This is a genomic window from Serratia proteamaculans (genome assembly GCF_949794035.1).
GTDB lineage: Bacteria > Pseudomonadota > Gammaproteobacteria > Enterobacterales > Enterobacteriaceae > Serratia > Serratia proteamaculans.
Window position 1 is genome coordinate 2,484,735 of the sequence record NZ_OX461105.1, and the last position, 17,115, is coordinate 2,501,849.

Consider the following 17,115-nt stretch of genomic DNA (forward strand, 5'->3'; position numbering starts at 1 on the left):
CCTTTCTGCATAGGCAGTTATGACGACTTCCGGCACTAACCTTGAACATGCTCGTGCACACAACCGGCGCGTAGTGATAGAGGCTATCCGTCTGCACGGTGAACTGACCCGTGCCGAAATTGCCCGGCTGACCTCACTGACGCCGCAAACCGTTTCAAACATCGCAACAGAACTGGAACAGGCCGGCATTCTCTCCTCGCACCTGCCGCGTCGTGCCGGCGGGCGAGGTCAACCGGCCACGCCGTTGACCCTGAATCCTGACAGTGCGTATTCCATCGGCATCCATCTGGATCATCAGTCACTACTGCTTATCGTGGTTGATTTGTCAGGCAGCGTTCGTTTCCACCGGCTGATTATGGTGCAAAAGCCGCAACCTGCTGCCACCTTGAAACTGATTTGTGATGTACTGCAAGAAATGCGCCAGCAGCCGGATCTGAGCTGGAGAAAAATGCTGGGCATTGGCGTGGTGATGCCGGGGCCGTTCGGCGTGGAGGGGATTTCATCCGTGGGGCCGACCACCCTCAACGGCTGGGAAAATATCGATGTGGTGGCCGAACTTAACGCGCAGAGTGGCCTGCCGGTAACGCTGGAGAACGATGCCACCGTCGCGGCTATCGGCGAACGTCTGCACGGTGTCGCCAGGCAGCTTAATTCATTTATTTATTTGTACCTTGGCACCGGTCTGGGGGCGGGGATTTTCACCGACGGCCGAATTTATACCGGCCATGCGCACAATGCTGGTGAAATCGGCCACATGATTGTGCAACCGGGTGGGCGGGCCTGCTACTGCGGCAATCAGGGCTGCCTGGAACGTTATGTCTCACTGCAGGCGGCTTACGAAAGCTGCGGGCTGGATCCGATGCACGCCATGCCGCAGGACTTGCTGGCATTACCGCAGCCGAAGATTGACGCCTGGCTGGATTCGGCGGTACCGGCGTTACGCCAGGCCATCAACATTATCGAATGCATGTTTGACGCTGAAGCGGTGATTATTGGCGGCTTGATGCCAGAAAGCCTGGTAGAGCAGCTGATCAAACGATTAGCGCCGTTGCACCGCTCGGTGCGCAGCAAATACCTCGACGGCCTGCGGGTGCGACTGGGCACCACCGGTGCGGATACCGCCGCATTAGGTGCGGCAGCGTTACCACTGTTTGATGAGTTCAACCCGCGTTATGAAGTGTTATTGAAGTAATCACTTTCATCCCCCGATTTCTATTGTTGCCCGTTATTGGTGCAGGCTCATAATTAACCCAACACAAGCAAACGGTTGCTATTTAAAGGCAACCGTTTGCTTATTTTCCGCTTATTTTTATTGATTCAGATTATTGTGCGAGTGATTTTTATCTGGTTGTTTTTTAACGAAAACAAGCATTAAAAAACCAACTGGCACGCCGCTTGCTATCCTTAAATCAACACCTGCGATCGATAAAAAGACCGCCATAGTTCCCCCGGCTGAATTCACTCCGCCGGGTGCTGTGCGCTGGTCGGTAGAGAAGGAAAGCAAAATGAGCATGTCATTCACCACGGCGATCCGTGGCAATTTTTTTGATATTGCTGCCTGCGTGGATCAGCCGCAGCAGTTAGAGCAACATCTGCGACATATTCCGGACGGATTACTGCTGCTCAATGAAGGCACCATTGTCTGGTTTGGCCCCTGGCAGCAGGGTGAGGCGTTGTTACCGCCGGGGTTTGAGGTCACTCATTATCAGGACAAACTGATCGTGCCGGGCTTTATCGACAGCCATATTCATTATCCGCAAACCGAAATGATCGGCGCCTATGGCGATCGGCTGCTGGCGTGGCTGAAGCATTACACCTTTCCGACGGAAAGCCAGTTCTGCTGCGAGCAGCACTCCGACAAGATGTCGGCTTTCTTTCTGCAACAGCTGTTAAGCAACGGCACCACCACGGCGCTGGTGTTTGGCACCGTACACCCGCAGTCGGTTGAAGCGCTGTTCAGTCAGGCCGCGGCGCTGAATATGCGCCTGATCGCCGGTAAGGTGATGATGGACCGCCATGCGCCGGACGAACTGCTGGAAACCCCGGAGCAGAGCTACCGCCAGACACGCAAACTGATCGAACGCTGGCACGGAAAGCAACGGCTGAGCTATGCCATTACGCCGCGTTTTGCGCCGACCAGCACCCCGGCGTTGTTGGCTCAGGTACAGCGGCTGCGTGAAGAGTTTCCGGATGCCTATCTGCACACCCACCTGAGCGAGAACCAGGAAGAAATCGCCTGGGTGAAGGAACTGTTCCCGGACAGTCGCAGTTACCTGGATGTTTATCATCAGTATGGGCTGACCGGTGAGAGAAGCGTGTTCGCTCACTGCCTGCATCTGGAAGAGCAAGAGTGGGACTGCCTGTGCCAGACCCGCTCGGCGATCGCTTTTTGCCCGACTTCCAACCTGTTCCTCGGCAGCGGGTTGTTCAACCTGCAAAAAGCCTGGCAGAAGCAGGTCAAACTGGGCATCGGTACCGACGTGGGCGCCGGTACCACCTTCAATATGCTGCAAACCCTGGGTGAGGCTTACAAGGTCGGTCAGTTGCAACGCTACCAGCTCTCGGCCTGTGAGGCCTTCTACCACGCGACGCTGGGTGGGGCACGTGCGCTGTCGCTGGATGACAAAATCGGCAACTTTGAGGTCGGCAAAGAGGCGGACTTCGTGGTGCTGGATCCGGCGGTGTCGCCGTTGCAAAAGCTGCGCCATGAAAACAGCCATGCACTGACAGAACAGCTGTTTGTATTGATGACGCTGGGCGACGACCGCAACGTTTACCGAACCTACGTCGACGGCAAAGTGGTGTATCGACCGGCTACCCAGCAGGAGGCCGCATGATCCAGTTTCTGCTTAATCAAACGCTGAAAAATGAGCGCGCGATCGACCCTAATACCACGGTGCTGAACTACCTGCGCCGCGATCTCGGCCGCTGCGGCACCAAAGAAGGCTGCGCTTCCGGTGACTGTGGTGCTTGCACCGTGGTGCTGGCGGAGCCGGACGGTGAACAATTGCGCTACCGCAGCGTTAACGCCTGTCTGACGTTTGTCAGTGCGCTGCACGGCAAGCAGTTGATCACCGTAGAGGACCTGAAGCAGCAGGGGAAATTGCACAGCGTGCAGCAGGCGATGGTCGACTGCCACGGCTCACAGTGCGGTTTTTGCACCCCAGGATTCGTGATGTCGATGTTCTGCCTGCAAAAGAACGGCGCGGCCTATCAACGTGAACAGGCGCAGCAAGCACTGGCCGGTAATCTGTGCCGTTGCACGGACTATCGGCCTATTTTGGCGGCGGCGCAGCAGGCGTGCGATAACAAAACGCCAGACAGCTTCGATCACCACCAACAGCAAACGCTGCAACGCCTGCAGGCTATCCCTGCGGCCACGCCGTTAGCGGCGGCAGGTAAGCGCTGTTTGCAGCCGCAAACCCTGGAGGAGCTGGCGACGCTGTATCAACAGCATCCGCAGGCCAAGCTGTTGGCCGGGGGTACCGATCTGGCGCTGGAAGTCACCCAGCGTCATCAGGATTTACCCTTGATGATCGCCATTGGCCAGATAGCGGCGTTAAAGCAGGTGAGTCGACAGGACGACCGTCTGATCCTGGGTGCCGGCGCCGCGTTGAGCGACCTTTACCCGCTATTGGCCGATTACCACCCGGCCTTTGGCGAACTGCTGGCGCGTTTTGCTTCGCAGCAAATCCGCAATCAGGGCACGCTGGGGGGCAATATCGCCAACGCCTCACCGATTGGTGACGGTGCGCCGCTGCTGCTGGCGTTGGATGCACGGCTGATCTTGCGCCGTGGCGCTACGCAGCGTGAGCTGCCGCTGAATGACTTTTTCATCGACTATCGGCAGACCGCGTTGCAGCCGGGGGAGTTTATTGAAAGCATCGTGCTGCCGGCCACCGCGCCTGCAGATTTCCGCGCCTGGAAAGTGTCCAAGCGGCTGGAGGATGATATTTCTGCAGTATGCGGGGCCTTTAACCTGACCCTTGAACAGGGGATTATTCGTGATGCCCGGCTGGCGTTTGGTGGCATGGCCGCGACGCCGAAACGCGCCAGGCTGTGCGAACAGCAATTGGTGGGGCAGCCGTGGCGGCGGGCGACGGTTGAACTTGCGGTTCAGGCGCTGGCGCAAGACTTTACGCCGCTGAGCGATTTTCGTGCCAGTAGCGCTTATCGTCTGCTGGTGGCGCAAAACCTGCTGCGCCGCTATTTCATTGCGCTGACCGCACCGCAACTGGCGATCGAGGTGACGGCTCATGAGTAATAGCAAACGCACCGAATATACCCAGCAGCAGTTGGCCGAACGTTTCCGACAAGCGCTAACCAGCGGTGTTGGCCGTAGCCGTAAACACGAAAGCGCCGACAAGCACGTCAGCGGTGAAGCGCAATACATTGACGACCGGCTGGAGTTTCCCAATCAGTTGCATCTGGCGGCCAGGCTGAGCGATCGGGCGCATGCGCGCATCGAAAAGCTGGATCTGTCGGCCTGTTACGATTTTCCCGGCGTGGTGCGAGTGATCACCTGGCAGGACGTCCCGGGCGAACTGGATATTGCCCCGTTAACTCATGGCGATCCGCTGCTGGCGAAGGATGAGGTGGAATACGCCGGGCAGGTGATTGCGGTGGTGGCGGCGGAGGATCCGGAAATCGCCTGGCGTGCCGCGCAGGCCATTAAAGTGAGTTATCAAGATCTGCCGGCACAGTTGGACGTCACTCAATCGCTGCGGGAAGGTTTCGTGGTGCAGGAAGCGCATCATCATCAGCGTGGTGACGCCGAGGGGGCGCTGGCGCAGGCTTTGCATCGCATTCAGGGGGAGCTGCACGTCGGTGGCCAGGAGCATTTTTATCTGGAAACCCAGATTGCCTCGGTAATGCCGGCCGAAGACGGCGGCATGCTGGTGTACTCATCGACCCAAAACCCCACTGAAATTCAGAAGCTGGTGGCCTCGGTGCTCAATCTGCCGATGCACAAGGTCACCATTGACACGCGGCGCATGGGCGGAGGCTTTGGCGGCAAAGAAACTCAGGCTGCCGGCCCGGCGTGCCTGTGTGCCGTGGTGGCACATCTCACCGGACGCCCGGTCAAAATGCGCCTTAACCGCCGTGACGACATGCTGATTACCGGTAAGCGCCACCCGTTTTATATTCAGTACGATATCGGCTTTGACGACGACGGGCTGCTGAACGGGGTCAAAATCAGTCTGGCCGGTAACTGCGGTTACTCGCTCGATCTTTCCGGTTCGATTGTCGATCGCGCCATGTTCCACGCCGATAATGCCTATTTCCTGCAAGATGTCTTGATAACCGGCCACCGCTGTAAAACCCATATTGCCTCTAACACCGCGTATCGTGGCTTTGGCGGACCGCAGGGCATGATGGCGATTGAGCAGATCATGGACCATATCGCGCGCTATTTGGCGCTCGATCCGCTGGCGGTGCGCAAAACCAATTATTACGGTAAAGATCAGCGTAACGTCACCCATTACCATCAGCCGGTGGAACAGAACCTGCTGCAGGAAATCACCGCCGAACTGGAGCACAGTGCGGATTATCAGGCGCGGCGTCAGGCCATTGTGCAGTTCAACGCGCAAAACCCGATCCTGAAGAAAGGGCTGGCGCTGACGCCGGTCAAGTTCGGCATTTCCTTTACCGCCGGTTTCCTCAACCAGGCGGGAGCGCTGGTACTGATTTACACCGACGGCAGTATTCAGCTCAACCACGGCGGCACCGAGATGGGCCAGGGGTTGAACACCAAGGTGGCGCAGATTGTCGCCGAAGTGTTCCAGGTGGAAATCGAGCGCATCCAGATCACCGCCACCGATACCGGCAAGGTGCCGAACACCTCGCCGACGGCGGCGTCGTCCGGCACCGACCTGAACGGCAAGGCGGCGGAAAATGCCGCTCTGATCATTAAGCAACGGCTGATCGACATGCTGGTTAAGCAGCATCAGGTGAGCGCCGGGCAGATCGTTTTCAGTAATGGGCAGGTCAGGGTCGGTGAGCGTTACTTCAGCTTTGAACAGGTGGTTGAGCAGGCCTATTTCAATCAAATTTCCCTCGCCAGCACCGGTTACTACCGCACGCCGAAGATCTTTTATGACCGTGACAAGGCCAGCGGCCACCCGTTCTATTACTTCGCTTACGGCGCGGCCTGCGCTGAGGTGTTGATCGACACCCTGACCGGCGAATACAAACTGCTACGCGCCGACATTCTGCATGACGTGGGTGACTCGCTGAATCCGGCCATCGACATCGGTCAGGTGGAGGGCGGTTTTGTGCAGGGCATGGGCTGGCTGACCAGCGAAGAGCTGGTGTGGGATCAACAGGGCAAGTTGCTGACTCATGGCCCGGCCAGCTACAAAATTCCGGCGATTGGCGACGTCCCGGCGGATCTGCGCGTCACGCTGCTGGAGAACCGCAAAAACCCCGAGGACACGGTATTTCGTTCCAAAGCGGTGGGTGAGCCGCCGTTTATGTTGGGCATCTCGGTCTGGTGTGCGATCAAGGATGCGGTGGCCAGCCTGGCAAACTACCGTCTGCAACCCAATATTGATGCCCCGGCGACACCGGAGCGGGTGCTGTGGGGCGTGCAGCAGATGTTAGCCAGTGACATTGTCACTGAATTGACTGGGGAGAACGGCGATGGACGAGTGGATTGAGGTTCTGGCCGACTTGCGACGGCGCGGAGAGCCCTGCGTACTGGTGACGCTGGTCGATGAGCTGGGTTCCACGCCGCGCAATCGTGGTACCAAAATGCTGGTGACCGCCGAACGGGCGGTGAATACCATTGGCGGTGGGCATCTGGAGTTTCAGGCGCTGGCGATTGCCCGTGAGATGCTGGAACAACAGGCGGTCACGCTGCGGCTGGAACGTTTCCCGTTGGCGGCACGGCTGGGGCAGTGCTGTGGCGGTACCACCAGTGTGCTGTTCGAACCCCTGATCCCGCCGCGCCCGCAAATCGCCCTGTTTGGCGCCGGGCATGTGGGGCGGGCGCTGGTGCATATCCTCGCCACGTTGCCATGCCGGATACGCTGGGTTGATGGCCGCGCTGCGGAGTTCCCGGCGGTTATCCCGGCCGGGGTGCAACAAGACGTCTGCGAAGAACCGCTGGAGATCGTCGACGCCATGCCGCCTGGCAGCTATTTCATCGTCATGACCCACGACCACGCGCTGGATCTGGCGCTGGCGGAGCGTATTCTACGCCGTGGCGATGCCGGATATTTTGGTCTGATCGGCTCGCTGACCAAGCGTAAACGCTTCGACTATAAGCTCGGCCAGCGCGGCATCAGCGAAGCGGCGATTGCCGGCATGCGCTGCCCGCTGGGGTTACCGGACGTTAAAGGCAAACTGCCGGCCGAGATCGCGGTAGCCGTCGCCGGGGAGATCATTGCCTGCTACGGGCGGGAATAACGTTATGATGGACGGGATACTAAATAAGGGTGGTGTGAAAATCAATTGCGTTAATTCTAGCAGTCAAGAAATTAATAAGAATTGGTTATTGTAGTTGGAATATGTATGGATATTGATTTTTAGTACCGTAATAGGAATGATGTTGAAATTAAAAGGAATATTCATACGTTATAAATATTGGGTTTCTACGCAGTCGACGTACTAGATGGATGACATGGTTATTTTATTGAGGTTAATATCCCTCCAACTTCAATATGATTACTCAGTTAGTTGGCTTTTAATTGGTTTCGATATCATTTGCATTTTAAAACCCGGAAGTTGTAACCAAAAAGTATTACTAAAGTCATTGCATTGAAATAATGGGTGGTATAGGGTTTGAGAGACATTAGCGGTAATAATAGACTTAAATAATTCACAAGATGAATGCTTACTTCTATTTCACTGTTTAATATTTTAAAGGCAAGGTAGGGTTGAACATAATCGCTGGGAAATGGATTTTATGCGAAATGTATTTAGGCAGGAGTCCGCTGAATATCAGCGTACTAAATGGGCAGGGAAGGCACTATTGATTGCAGGAATGCCACCATGGTTTTTTGGCGTCATTTCACTATTATTTATTATTATAACCATCTCGTTATTGATATTAAGTAGCTATACAAGGCGAATTAATGTTTATGGTGAGATCGCTACATCCCCCCGTTCCGTAAATATTTTCTCTCCACAGCAAGGTTTCATTTCGGAGCGTTTTGTCAAAGTTGGTGAGGTAGTAAAAAAAGGCCAGCGACTCTATCAAATTGATGTCAGTCGAGTAACAAACTCTGGTAAGGTAAGCGTCAATACTCGATTGGCCTTAGAGAACCAATTAAACCATATAGACAGTATTATTCTAAAATTGCAGGGTAATAAGCGAATGACGCTTAAGAACTTGCGCGCTGCGATCAGGTTGTTATTCTGTGGTTAGGTGCAGCTATGGTGATTGATAATCAAATGATATTAGGGATGTACGTGGCTTTCAATGCCTATCGAGGTCAATTTTCTGACCGTGCGGGTAGCCTTATAGACATGGTGATCCAACTACGCATGCTTAGCTTGCATAATGAAAGGGTTGCGGACATCGTTTTATCCTTGCCGGAAAAACAAATGCCTAACCGTGATATTTTCGCCAAAGGAAAAGCGGTGGATATTCAGGTGCGAAATATTCGGTATCAATACGACCGATTAGCTAAGCCGATACTTGATGATTTTAATCTTAAAATAGCGGCAGGAGAAAGCGTAGCGTTCGTTGGCGCATCCGGGATAGGAAAAACCACACTAATGAAGCTGATGTGTGGGCTATTGGTTCCGGATGAAGGTGCTATTTTGGTTGATGGGCTTGACATCAATAATATCGGTGTAAATAATTACCGACAATGTATTTCATGTATATTACAAGACGATAAATTGTTGGCGGCTTCAATCATAGAAAATATTTCCGGATTTGATTCGGAAGTTGACATTAAACGTGTGGAGGCTTGCGCACGACGTTGTAATATACATGATGATATTCAGAAAATGCCAATGGGTTATGAAACCTTGGTAGGTGAGTTAGGCGGGAGCTTATCAGGTGGGCAAAAACAGCGATTGTTGATCGCGAGAGCTTTATACCGTAGACCAAGCATATTGTTTATGGATGAGGCGACTAGTCATCTGGACCTGGATAATGAAGAGAAAATAAACAATGCTATTGCACAATTGAATATTACCAGAATTATTATCGCACACAGGCCTTCGACAATTTCCTCAGCCGATAGAATAATTTCACTGGATTGATTTTTTTTGGGTTTCTGTGTTAATTAACAGGCAAAACAAGCAGGGATGTTTAAAGTGAAAAAAATAATTATTGGTTACATAAAAATATTCGTTTTATTCTTTGTTTTACAATTTACATTTGGTAGCGGTTATATCACGAGAGCATTGATTTACTCTCTTTTTAGCTCAATGATTTATCTGATTTTAAGAAAGTTGATATTGAATTTCTTAAACAAAAGGAATATACCATGAAAGCATTGAATAATGATTTTTTTAAATTAATCTCTGGAAGATATGAGGATGCTATGGTTTCCGCATTGAGTATTGTGGAAGGACTTCTTAGTACGGCTGTTCAATAGTTATAAAATATAGTTTGGGGTTATTATCCAAGATGAATGATTTATCCATTGAATATATTAAAACTTCTTTTGTTTTTTTTGTCACTCAATTGATTTCTGGCAGTGGGTTTACGATGAAAGCCATCATCTATTCGTTGCTAGGAGCCGCAGTGTTAATTTTTATCTTAAAAGTAATTTCATTTTTCGCAAAAAAGGAGAAGGGAAGTGAGAGAATTAACAAAAAATGAGTTGTTGATGATTTCAGGTGCAGATGCTGATCGTTAAACCATTGTTATTGTGGGTAATCTTGCCGGTGACTTAGTGGGAGCTGCCACGAGGTTACCAAATGGCAGCATTTATGGGTCTGCAATTGGTGGGTTTGAGAGTCGAAAAGATTCAGGTAGCATTGTACAACGCTGTAGTGACGTTTCTTCAGAGTGGCAGAAGAGGGTAAGCTGCTATCAATTATGACAGCATGCGCAAATGGTTCATTTTGCTGTGTGGCTAATGCTGCCATATGGATGGCCAATTGACCGCCTAACGACCAACCAGCGATGACGGCCGAGGTGCGTTCGTCTTGCGGTATGGCGGCCAAATGGGTGGCAACCAACTGTTGTAGAGTGAATGATATGCCGCCATTGGATGCCGCTAACCCTGGGCTGGCGATGGTTCGGATGTTGGCGTAGGGTGCTAACTGTCGCATTAATCCGACGTATTGATTAACCTGCCCCCCTGCGCCATGCACTAAATACAGCGTAGGCAGCGAGGGGTGATTTATATTTCCAGATATCATCGACAGTACTGACGGGCAATTTTGATGGATGCGTTCGGCAAGAAAGCTGAGCTGTGGGTAACCAAGAATTTCCGCTAGCGTCAATTCTACGCTTAAACAGTGTTTGATTTCCCCCAGAAAGGTAATACCAGACAATGAACTGCCGCCATTAGCAAAGAAATTGGTGTGGGGATCTATCTGATCCGGTGCGCAACTCAGCGTTTCCGCCAGCAGCGTTTGCAAATGCCATATCTCTGCCGTGATAGCGGGAGAGCTAAGATCACGATTAAACTGTCGTGGTTCGGCGATTGTGGATAACAACAAGCGATCCAACTTCCCATTGCGTGATAGCGGCAAGCAGACCGGATCGCGGTGGCCGTTGCCGGGGAGATCATTGCCTGCTACGGCCAGCGCTAGCCAGGTCACCGTGATTTATTGTTGAAGGATCACCACTTTTTGGTCGATGGCACCAAACACGGAATGTCCGTCGGCATCGAACACCTCAATCCGCACCTGGTCACCCTGTACCAGATAGGGCTGCCGCTGGCTTTCATCTACACCACTCAGCGCCTGACGCACCCGGGCTTCGGTAATGCAGGCGCTGCCGGATGCCGGATCGGCATTGCTGATGGTGCCTGCCCCCACGATGCTGCCAGCCGCCAAAGCGCGGGTGCAGGCAAGGTGTGCAATAAGCTGCCCGAAATTAAACGCCGTATCATCACCGGCGTCCGGAGCGCCAAACCATTTTCCATTCAGACTGACGTGCACCGGCAAATGCAACATGGCGTCCCGCCAGTTCGCGCCGAGCGTCGCGGGCGTCACGGCAACCGGGGCAAAACTGGTTGCAGGCTTGCTCTGGTAGAAACCGAAACCCCGGGCCAGTTCGTCGGGGATCAGACCGCGGAGAGAGACGTCATTGAGCAACACCACTAGCGCGATACACTCCAGCGCCTGCTCGGGCGTCACCCCGAGAGGGACGTCAGTGGTTATCACGGCGATCTCTGCTTCAAAATCAATATCCAGCTCATCATCAGTGGCTTCGATCGGCGCGGTTGCTTTTAACATCACGTCCGAACCGCCCTGATAAACCAGCGGCTTCTCTTCATATTGCGGAGGGATAGGTTCATTTCGCCATTGATACATCAGTTTGGCGTGGTGGCGATAAACGGACCCATCAACCCACTGATAGGCGCGGGGTAGCGGTGCCAGGCAGCTTGAGGCATTGAAGAGGTCGCCAGTGTCCCAGCCGCTTGCAGCCACCTGCATCAGCTGTGGTGCGATAGCCGACCAGTTATCTAACGCTTCCTGCAGGGTGCGGGCAATAGCGGGCACGGCAATGCAACGCGAAAGATCGGGAGAGACCAGCATCAATTCACCGTCCCGGCGGCCGTTTTCGCGTGTGGCCAAACGTAATTGCGCAGCCAGAGTGACGCTCATGATTTCCCCTCAGCCTGGGCCTGGCGTCGTGATTGTTCTCGGGTCCAAATCGCCAACTCCTGATGCGCCGTGCGGGCAAAGCCTTCCACGGTTTCGGCCGCCGCCACTTCGGTGGTCAATTCCAGACGAAACCCGTTCGGATCGAAGAAGTAAATGGATTCAAGATAACCGTCGTGATCGGTAACCCCAATCACCGCAATACCCTGTGCGAGTAACCGTTGATGCATGCTGTCCAGATCGGCGCGGTTATCCAGTTTCAAGGCAATATGGTTAACCCACTCGGGGGTATTTGGGCTGGGTTGTGCCGCTATCCCGTCACCCAGATCGAAGAAGGCGATATGCGAATCATCTTTCATGCGGAAAAAGATATGCACATACGGGCAGTATTCGCCGGTGCTGGGGACATGGTCGTTTTTAATAACATGGACCAGCGGCAAGCCGAGAATATCTTCATAGAAATGTCGGGTTTCCTCTGCGTCCCGGCAGCGCCAGGCAAAATGGTGCAGCCGACGGATCGGCCTGGCAGGGGCGTCGGTTTTAACCGCCGGTTTTTTAGACGATGGAAAATCAGTGTGCATGATGTAAACCTCCAGCAGAGTCGCTGCTACTTAGTTTGTTTGCGCAAGAAACGCTCGATGGCACCCGCCAGATAAAGCGGGATTTCCTGCATTGGGTAGTGTCCACAGCCTTCGAGCAGTTCCGTCTCCACATTGACGAACCACTTCAGACAGGTGTTATCCATCATCGGCAGTGTCTGCGCCGGATCGTGCTGGCCGATCAGTAACAGCAAGGGAACCGTGCAGCCGTAAGTTTCGATGGAACAATCTTCCAGCGCCCAGCTACGGAGGTAGGCTTCAAATACCGCTGGGGCACAGGCCGCGCGCGACTGTTGAACGGTATCGCTGACCCAGCGGCGAGGCAGCCGGTGATGAGTGGAAAAATCAATCAGAGAATGGCGGCAGGTATCATCCTCGACCGCCTGCTCGAAGATGCGCCAAACCTGCTGTTCTACGTCCAGCCCGCTGGCCGGAACGGGTGTCAGGCCCACCGCACTGCGTACTCGCTCAGAGTGTCTGGCCGCAATGATCTGCGCAATTTTCCCCCCCATGGAATGTCCGACGACGTCGAAGCGATGCCAACCCAGGCTATCCATCAGGTTGACCACGTCAGCGACCATTTCATTGGTGGTGTAGCTGCCGGCTATGTCGCGTGACTGGCCGTAGCCACGAAAATCCACAAACACATAAGTGAAGGCCTCGGTGTCCAGATAGGGGAACATCGGCTGATAGACGTTATGGTCACCAAACCAACCCGGCAGCATCACCACGCATCGGGTGCCCTGACCGATTATCCTGGCACTAAGTAAGGGGGTTTCATTCGTGGTCCTGTTTTCCTGACGATGCGAATGTCCCCCCAAAATCTGTTCATTAGGTTGAGGTGTTGTAGCCATGAAATATCCATCTCCTGATTTAAATAGCCGCACGTTTTAAGCTGGTGCGAATTTGGTCATGTGCATGACGCGTTTTCAGAATTATTTGAGGGTGACGCTACCTGTGGATTTGATATTGGTATGCGGTTAAGTCGGGTTATTTCGATGAATGATTAGTCGGTTGAATAAGGCTAATGCGCCGCTAATAAAGCGTCTATAGGCGAGTTTGGGATGAACCGTTATATAAAACCGGACAATCAACGGCCTGTTGTCGAGGCCGGTTAGCTTCTAATCACTTGTTTTTGCTCAATCTGCCAACTGCGCCTAAGCTAGGATGTGACTCAAGGGGAGATGAGCTCTCCGCGACCTTATTCTGTGAACATGGAGGAGTTTCGATTTGATGCGTTTATCGACATTGGTGTTGGCGATCGGCATGGCGCTGGGCTCGCAGGCACAGGCAGAAGAAACCCAACCGCACGCGGATCATAGCGCGTTGCCAAGTGGCCAGGCAAAGGAGGCTAACGTGACCGGTGAAGCCAACCAACACAACAATAAAAAGAATGAAAACCCGTTCTTCTATCAAAGTCGTCTGCCATTCCAGGCACCGCCGTTCAATCTGATCAAAGAAAGTGATTATGCCCCGGCGATCGACGCCGGTATCAAGCAGAAGCTGGAAGAGGTGGAGAAGATCGCCAACAACCCGGCCAAGCCTGACTTTAAAAATACCTTCGTGGCGCTGGAACAAAGCGGCGCGATGCTGTCGCGGGTGATGAATGTGTTTGGCGCCATGACCTCGGCCAACACCAGTGACGCGTTGCAAAAGTTGGACGAGCAAAGCTCACCGAAGCTGGCGGCGTTGGATGATGCCATCATGCTCAACAGCAAGCTGTTTGCCCGTATCAAGGCCGTTCATCAGCAGCTCGACACGCTGAAGCTGGATGCGGAATCCCGTCGCCTGGTTGAAGTGACCTATAAGAACTTCGAACTGGCGGGGGCTAATCTGTCCGACGCCGATAAAACCAAGCTGAAGGCGCTGAACCAGGAAGCAGCAACGCTGAGCACCCAGTTCTCCAACAAATTGCTGGCGGCGACCAAAGAGGGTGCACTGGTGATCACCGAACAAGGGAAGCTGGACGGCCTGTCGGAAGGCGAACTGGCGGCGGCGGCTCAGGCGGCCGGTGAACGCAAGCTGGATAAACAGTGGCTGCTGGTGTTGCAAAACACCACCCAGCAACCGGAATTGCAGAGCCTGAAAAACCGCGAGACGCGTAAAGCCCTGTTTGATGCCTCGTGGAACCGCGCAGAAAAGGGCGACGCTAACGACACTCGCCAGACCATTGCGCGGCTGGCTAAAATTCGTGCCGAGCAGGCCAAACTGCTGGGCTTCCCAAATTACGCGGCCTGGAAGTTGCAAAACCAGATGGCCAAAACCCCGGATGCCGCGCTGAGCTTTATGCGCGATATCGTCCCGGCGGCTACCGCGCGTGCCGAACGTGAGGCCAAAGACATTCAGGCGGTGATTGACCAGCAAAAAGGCGGCTTCAAGGTTGAAGCCTGGGACTGGCAGTTCTACGCCGAACAGGTACGCAAAGCCAAATACGACCTGGATGAGTCACAGATCAAACCTTACTTTGAGCTGGATAACGTGCTGAACAACGGCGTGTTCTATGCCGCCAACCTGCTGTACGGTATCAGTTTCAAAGAGCGCAAGGACATCCCGGTTTATCAGCCGGACGTACGGGTTTATGAGGTGTTCGATAAAGACGGCAAATCACTGGCGCTGTTCTATACCGACTTCTTTAAGCGCGACAACAAGGGCGGTGGCGCCTGGATGAGCAACTTTGTCGAGCAGTCGAAGTTGAAAGGCACCAAGCCGGTGATTTACAACGTCGCCAACTTTACCAAACCGGCACCGGGCCAGCCTGCACTGTTGTCGTACGATGATGTGATCACCATGTTCCACGAGTTTGGCCATGCGCTGCACGGCATGTTCGCCGATCAGGAATATCCAAGCCTGTCCGGTACCAATACTGCGCGTGACTTTGTTGAGTTCCCATCACAGTTCAACGAACACTGGGCCAGCGATCCCAAGGTCTTTGCGCACTACGCCAAGCATTACAAAACCGGTGAAGCCATGCCGCAAGAGCTGGTCGACAAAATCAAAAAGGCCGACAAGTTCAACAAAGGCTATGACATGACCGAACTGCTGTCTGCGGCGCTGTTGGACATGCACTGGCATATGTTGAGTGCCGACCAACCGCAGCAGGACGTGGACAAGTTCGAGGCCGAATCGCTGATGAAAGATAAAATCGATCTCAGCTATGTGCCACCGCGCTATCGCTCCAGCTACTTTAAGCATATCTGGGGTAACGGCTATGCGGCCGGTTACTACGCCTATCTGTGGACCGAAATGCTGGCGGATGATGCCTTCCAGTGGTTCAGCGAACATGGCGGCCTGACCGCGGAGAACGGCCAGCGATTCCGCAATATGATCCTGTCGCGCGGCAACAGTCAGGACCTGGAAAAACTGTATATCGACTGGCGCGGCAAAGCGCCAAGCATTGAACCTATGCTGATTAACCGGGGCTTGAAAGACCAGTAATACGCCACGACGTTAACCAAAATGACCACCAAGGACGCAAGCTTGCTTGCGTCCTTTTTTCATTCCACGGGGACATGGGCGGTGTGATGGTTTATCATGCGCCGATTATTTTTTGGCCCGTGAGCAATGAAGATAAGAATCCTCCTAACGCGCTGTTTTGCTTTGATTATGCCATTGCTGCTTTCAGCCTGTGGCACGCTGTCGCGCATGCCGACCGATACATCACCGTTGGAAAGCCGGCGTTTGGCGTGCAGTGCTGACCTGCAAGCCGAGGTCGACAGCCTGGCACGGCCGATAGTCGACAGCGGGCAGACGCCGGGATTGGTGGTGGGCGTATTGACGGCAGACGGGCAGGCGCGCACCTATGGTTACGGCGTGACCGATGCGCAGCAGCGCTATCCGGTTAACGGCAACACGCTGTTTGCCGTGGGGTCGGTCAGCAAGGGATTTATTGCCGAAGTCACGGTGGTGTTGGTCAACAAGGGCGTGCTGCATTGGGACGATACGTTGGCAACCTTACTGCCGCCCGGCACCTTGCTCAGCAAGGATGCGGCCAACATTACCCTGCTGCAGTTGGTGACCCATACCTCGGGCCTGCCGCGTCAGATGATGACGCCGGAGATGCTGGGGGCCTTTGTCCGCTATCTGTTTACCGGCGATAATTTTTATGGCTCGCTGGATACGCCAAAAGTCCTCGACGACCTGGCGCAGTTTGCGGCCCCGGCCGTTGAAGCCCCACGCTATTCCAATCTGGGCTATGCGCTGCTGGATTACATCCTGCAACGGCGCACCGGTAAAACCGTCGATCGTCTGACCACGGAAAACATCCTCCAGCCGTTGGGGCTGACCCACACCAGTTACGATGCACAGCAGTTGCCGGGTTATGCGCAACGGGCCATTGGCCATGCCGGCGATCAGCCCAAGTTTATTCGGCGCGGGCAGCCGGTGCCCGACTGGCAGTTTTCTTCCTATATGATTGGCGCCGCCGGGTTATATACCGACGCCGACGATCTGCTGCGCTATGCGCAGGCACATTTCGTCCCTACCGGTTCGGCGGCACTGGATCAGGCGCTGAAAGACTCGCTGACCGTGCATTTTGCGCGCAGTAAAGAGGCGGCGGCCATCGCCTGGGTGGTTGACGACGTGGGTTCGCAGCAAATTACCTATCAGGTGGGGTTTATCGGCGGCTATTCCAGCTATATCGGCCTGGATCTGCGCCATAAAACGGCGGTGGTGGTGCTGCAAAACAGCTTCAACTGGAGCAATAATATTGGTCATCGTTTGCTGCAACGCATGGGCGAGGCGGCGGACGGGCATTTCACCTGCCAATAAGTCGGGC

13 protein-coding genes and 1 pseudogene are annotated in these 17,115 nt (G+C 54.0%); 9 read left to right on the forward strand and 5 right to left on the reverse strand.

All coding sequences use genetic code 11. The features are described from left to right. Positions 1 to 19: 19 nt before the first annotated feature. A complete protein-coding gene (locus QOT07_RS11715; RefSeq protein WP_261417128.1) occupies positions 20 to 1,192 on the forward strand; it encodes an ROK family transcriptional regulator in 1,173 nt (390 codons plus the stop codon). A 117-nt stretch (positions 1,193 to 1,309) separates the two neighbouring features. On the opposite strand, the gene QOT07_RS11720 is transcribed toward QOT07_RS11715, so the two are convergent. After that, a complete protein-coding gene (locus tag QOT07_RS11720; RefSeq protein WP_157765413.1) occupies positions 1,310 to 1,522 on the reverse strand; it encodes a hypothetical protein in 213 nt (70 codons plus the stop codon). On the opposite strand from QOT07_RS11720, the gene guaD reads away from it, so the two are divergent. The 6 genes and pseudogenes from guaD to QOT07_RS11750 all read left to right on the forward strand — a co-directional run. Continuing rightward, positions 1,506 to 2,837, forward strand: coding sequence for a guanine deaminase (gene guaD / locus QOT07_RS11725; protein WP_283603163.1), 1,332 nt, complete (start codon positions 1,506 to 1,508; stop codon positions 2,835 to 2,837). The two genes, QOT07_RS11720 and guaD, sit on opposite strands and share 17 nt — an antisense overlap. After that, positions 2,834 to 4,264: a xanthine dehydrogenase small subunit gene (gene xdhA, locus QOT07_RS11730; protein ID WP_283603164.1), complete on the forward strand. Its 1,431-nt coding sequence runs from the start codon at positions 2,834 to 2,836 to the stop codon at positions 4,262 to 4,264. Before guaD ends, xdhA begins: the two co-directional genes overlap by 4 nt. Then, positions 4,257 to 6,659, forward strand: coding sequence for a xanthine dehydrogenase molybdopterin binding subunit (gene xdhB, locus QOT07_RS11735; RefSeq protein ID WP_283603165.1), 2,403 nt, complete (start codon positions 4,257 to 4,259; stop codon positions 6,657 to 6,659). The genes xdhA and xdhB overlap by 8 nt, the downstream gene beginning before the upstream one ends. Then, complete coding sequence (gene xdhC, locus QOT07_RS11740) at positions 6,643 to 7,410, forward strand: xanthine dehydrogenase accessory protein XdhC (RefSeq protein ID WP_283603166.1); 768 nt, start codon at positions 6,643 to 6,645, stop codon at positions 7,408 to 7,410. The genes xdhB and xdhC overlap by 17 nt, the downstream gene beginning before the upstream one ends. 499 nt (positions 7,411 to 7,909) lie before the next feature. Beyond that, on the forward strand, positions 7,910 to 8,371 hold the full coding sequence (locus QOT07_RS11745; RefSeq protein WP_488175596.1) for a hypothetical protein: 462 nt from the start codon (positions 7,910 to 7,912) through the stop codon (positions 8,369 to 8,371). Then, positions 8,347 to 9,219, forward strand: a pseudogene (locus tag QOT07_RS11750) (ATP-binding cassette domain-containing protein); the annotation flags it as partial. The gene QOT07_RS11745 and the pseudogene QOT07_RS11750, both read left to right, overlap by 25 nt. Before the next feature lie 609 nt (positions 9,220 to 9,828). On the opposite strand, the gene QOT07_RS11755 reads toward QOT07_RS11750, so the two are convergent. The 4 genes from QOT07_RS11755 to QOT07_RS11770 are packed head-to-tail and all read right to left on the reverse strand — an operon-like array spanning position 9,829 to position 13,195. After that, positions 9,829 to 10,734, reverse strand: a complete 906-nt coding sequence (locus tag QOT07_RS11755; protein ID WP_283603167.1) for a thioesterase domain-containing protein — start codon at positions 10,732 to 10,734, stop codon at positions 9,829 to 9,831. A gap of 6 nt (positions 10,735 to 10,740) precedes the next feature. Further along, entirely contained in the window at positions 10,741 to 11,745 is a 1,005-nt protein-coding gene (locus QOT07_RS11760) for a fumarylacetoacetate hydrolase family protein (RefSeq protein ID WP_283603168.1), read from the reverse strand. Continuing rightward, on the reverse strand, positions 11,742 to 12,323 hold the full coding sequence (locus QOT07_RS11765) for a VOC family protein (protein ID WP_283603170.1): 582 nt from the start codon (positions 12,321 to 12,323) through the stop codon (positions 11,742 to 11,744). Before QOT07_RS11765 ends, QOT07_RS11760 begins: the two co-directional genes overlap by 4 nt. A gap of 26 nt (positions 12,324 to 12,349) precedes the next feature. Then, positions 12,350 to 13,195 carry an alpha/beta fold hydrolase gene (locus QOT07_RS11770; protein WP_283603172.1) on the reverse strand — a complete coding sequence of 282 codons (846 nt, stop codon included), beginning with the start codon at positions 13,193 to 13,195 and terminating at the stop codon, positions 12,350 to 12,352. Between the two features lie 379 nt (positions 13,196 to 13,574). Here QOT07_RS11770 and dcp point away from each other — a divergent pair, with 379 nt between their 5' ends. Both dcp and QOT07_RS11780 read left to right on the forward strand, forming a co-directional pair. Then, positions 13,575 to 15,776 (forward strand): peptidyl-dipeptidase Dcp, encoded by a 2,202-nt coding sequence (gene dcp, locus QOT07_RS11775; RefSeq protein ID WP_283603173.1) that lies wholly within the window; start codon positions 13,575 to 13,577, stop codon positions 15,774 to 15,776. Positions 15,777 to 15,944: 168 nt separating this feature from the next. Further along, a complete protein-coding gene (locus tag QOT07_RS11780; RefSeq protein ID WP_283603174.1) occupies positions 15,945 to 17,108 on the forward strand; it encodes a serine hydrolase domain-containing protein in 1,164 nt (387 codons plus the stop codon). Positions 17,109 to 17,115: the final 7 nt, after the last annotated feature.

Excerpts from the sequence above, each read along its gene's own strand:
- QOT07_RS11770 (WP_283603172.1), bottom strand. The coding sequence starts at position 13,195 with ATGGCTACAACACCTCAACCTAATGAACAGATTTTGGGGGGACATTCG.
- QOT07_RS11760 (WP_283603168.1), bottom strand. The coding sequence starts at position 11,745 with ATGAGCGTCACTCTGGCTGCGCAATTACGTTTGGCCACACGCGAAAAC.
- QOT07_RS11765 (WP_283603170.1), bottom strand. The coding sequence starts at position 12,323 with ATGCACACTGATTTTCCATCGTCTAAAAAACCGGCGGTTAAAACCGAC.
- dcp (WP_283603173.1), top strand. The coding sequence starts at position 13,575 with ATGCGTTTATCGACATTGGTGTTGGCGATCGGCATGGCGCTGGGCTCG.
- guaD (WP_283603163.1), top strand. The coding sequence starts at position 1,506 with ATGAGCATGTCATTCACCACGGCGATCCGTGGCAATTTTTTTGATATT.
- QOT07_RS11715 (WP_261417128.1), top strand. The coding sequence starts at position 20 with ATGACGACTTCCGGCACTAACCTTGAACATGCTCGTGCACACAACCGG.
- QOT07_RS11780 (WP_283603174.1), top strand. The coding sequence starts at position 15,945 with ATGCCATTGCTGCTTTCAGCCTGTGGCACGCTGTCGCGCATGCCGACC.
- xdhA (WP_283603164.1), top strand. The coding sequence starts at position 2,834 with ATGATCCAGTTTCTGCTTAATCAAACGCTGAAAAATGAGCGCGCGATC.
- QOT07_RS11745 (WP_488175596.1), top strand. The coding sequence starts at position 7,910 with ATGCGAAATGTATTTAGGCAGGAGTCCGCTGAATATCAGCGTACTAAA.
- xdhB (WP_283603165.1), top strand. The coding sequence starts at position 4,257 with ATGAGTAATAGCAAACGCACCGAATATACCCAGCAGCAGTTGGCCGAA.
- xdhC (WP_283603166.1), top strand. The coding sequence starts at position 6,643 with ATGGACGAGTGGATTGAGGTTCTGGCCGACTTGCGACGGCGCGGAGAG.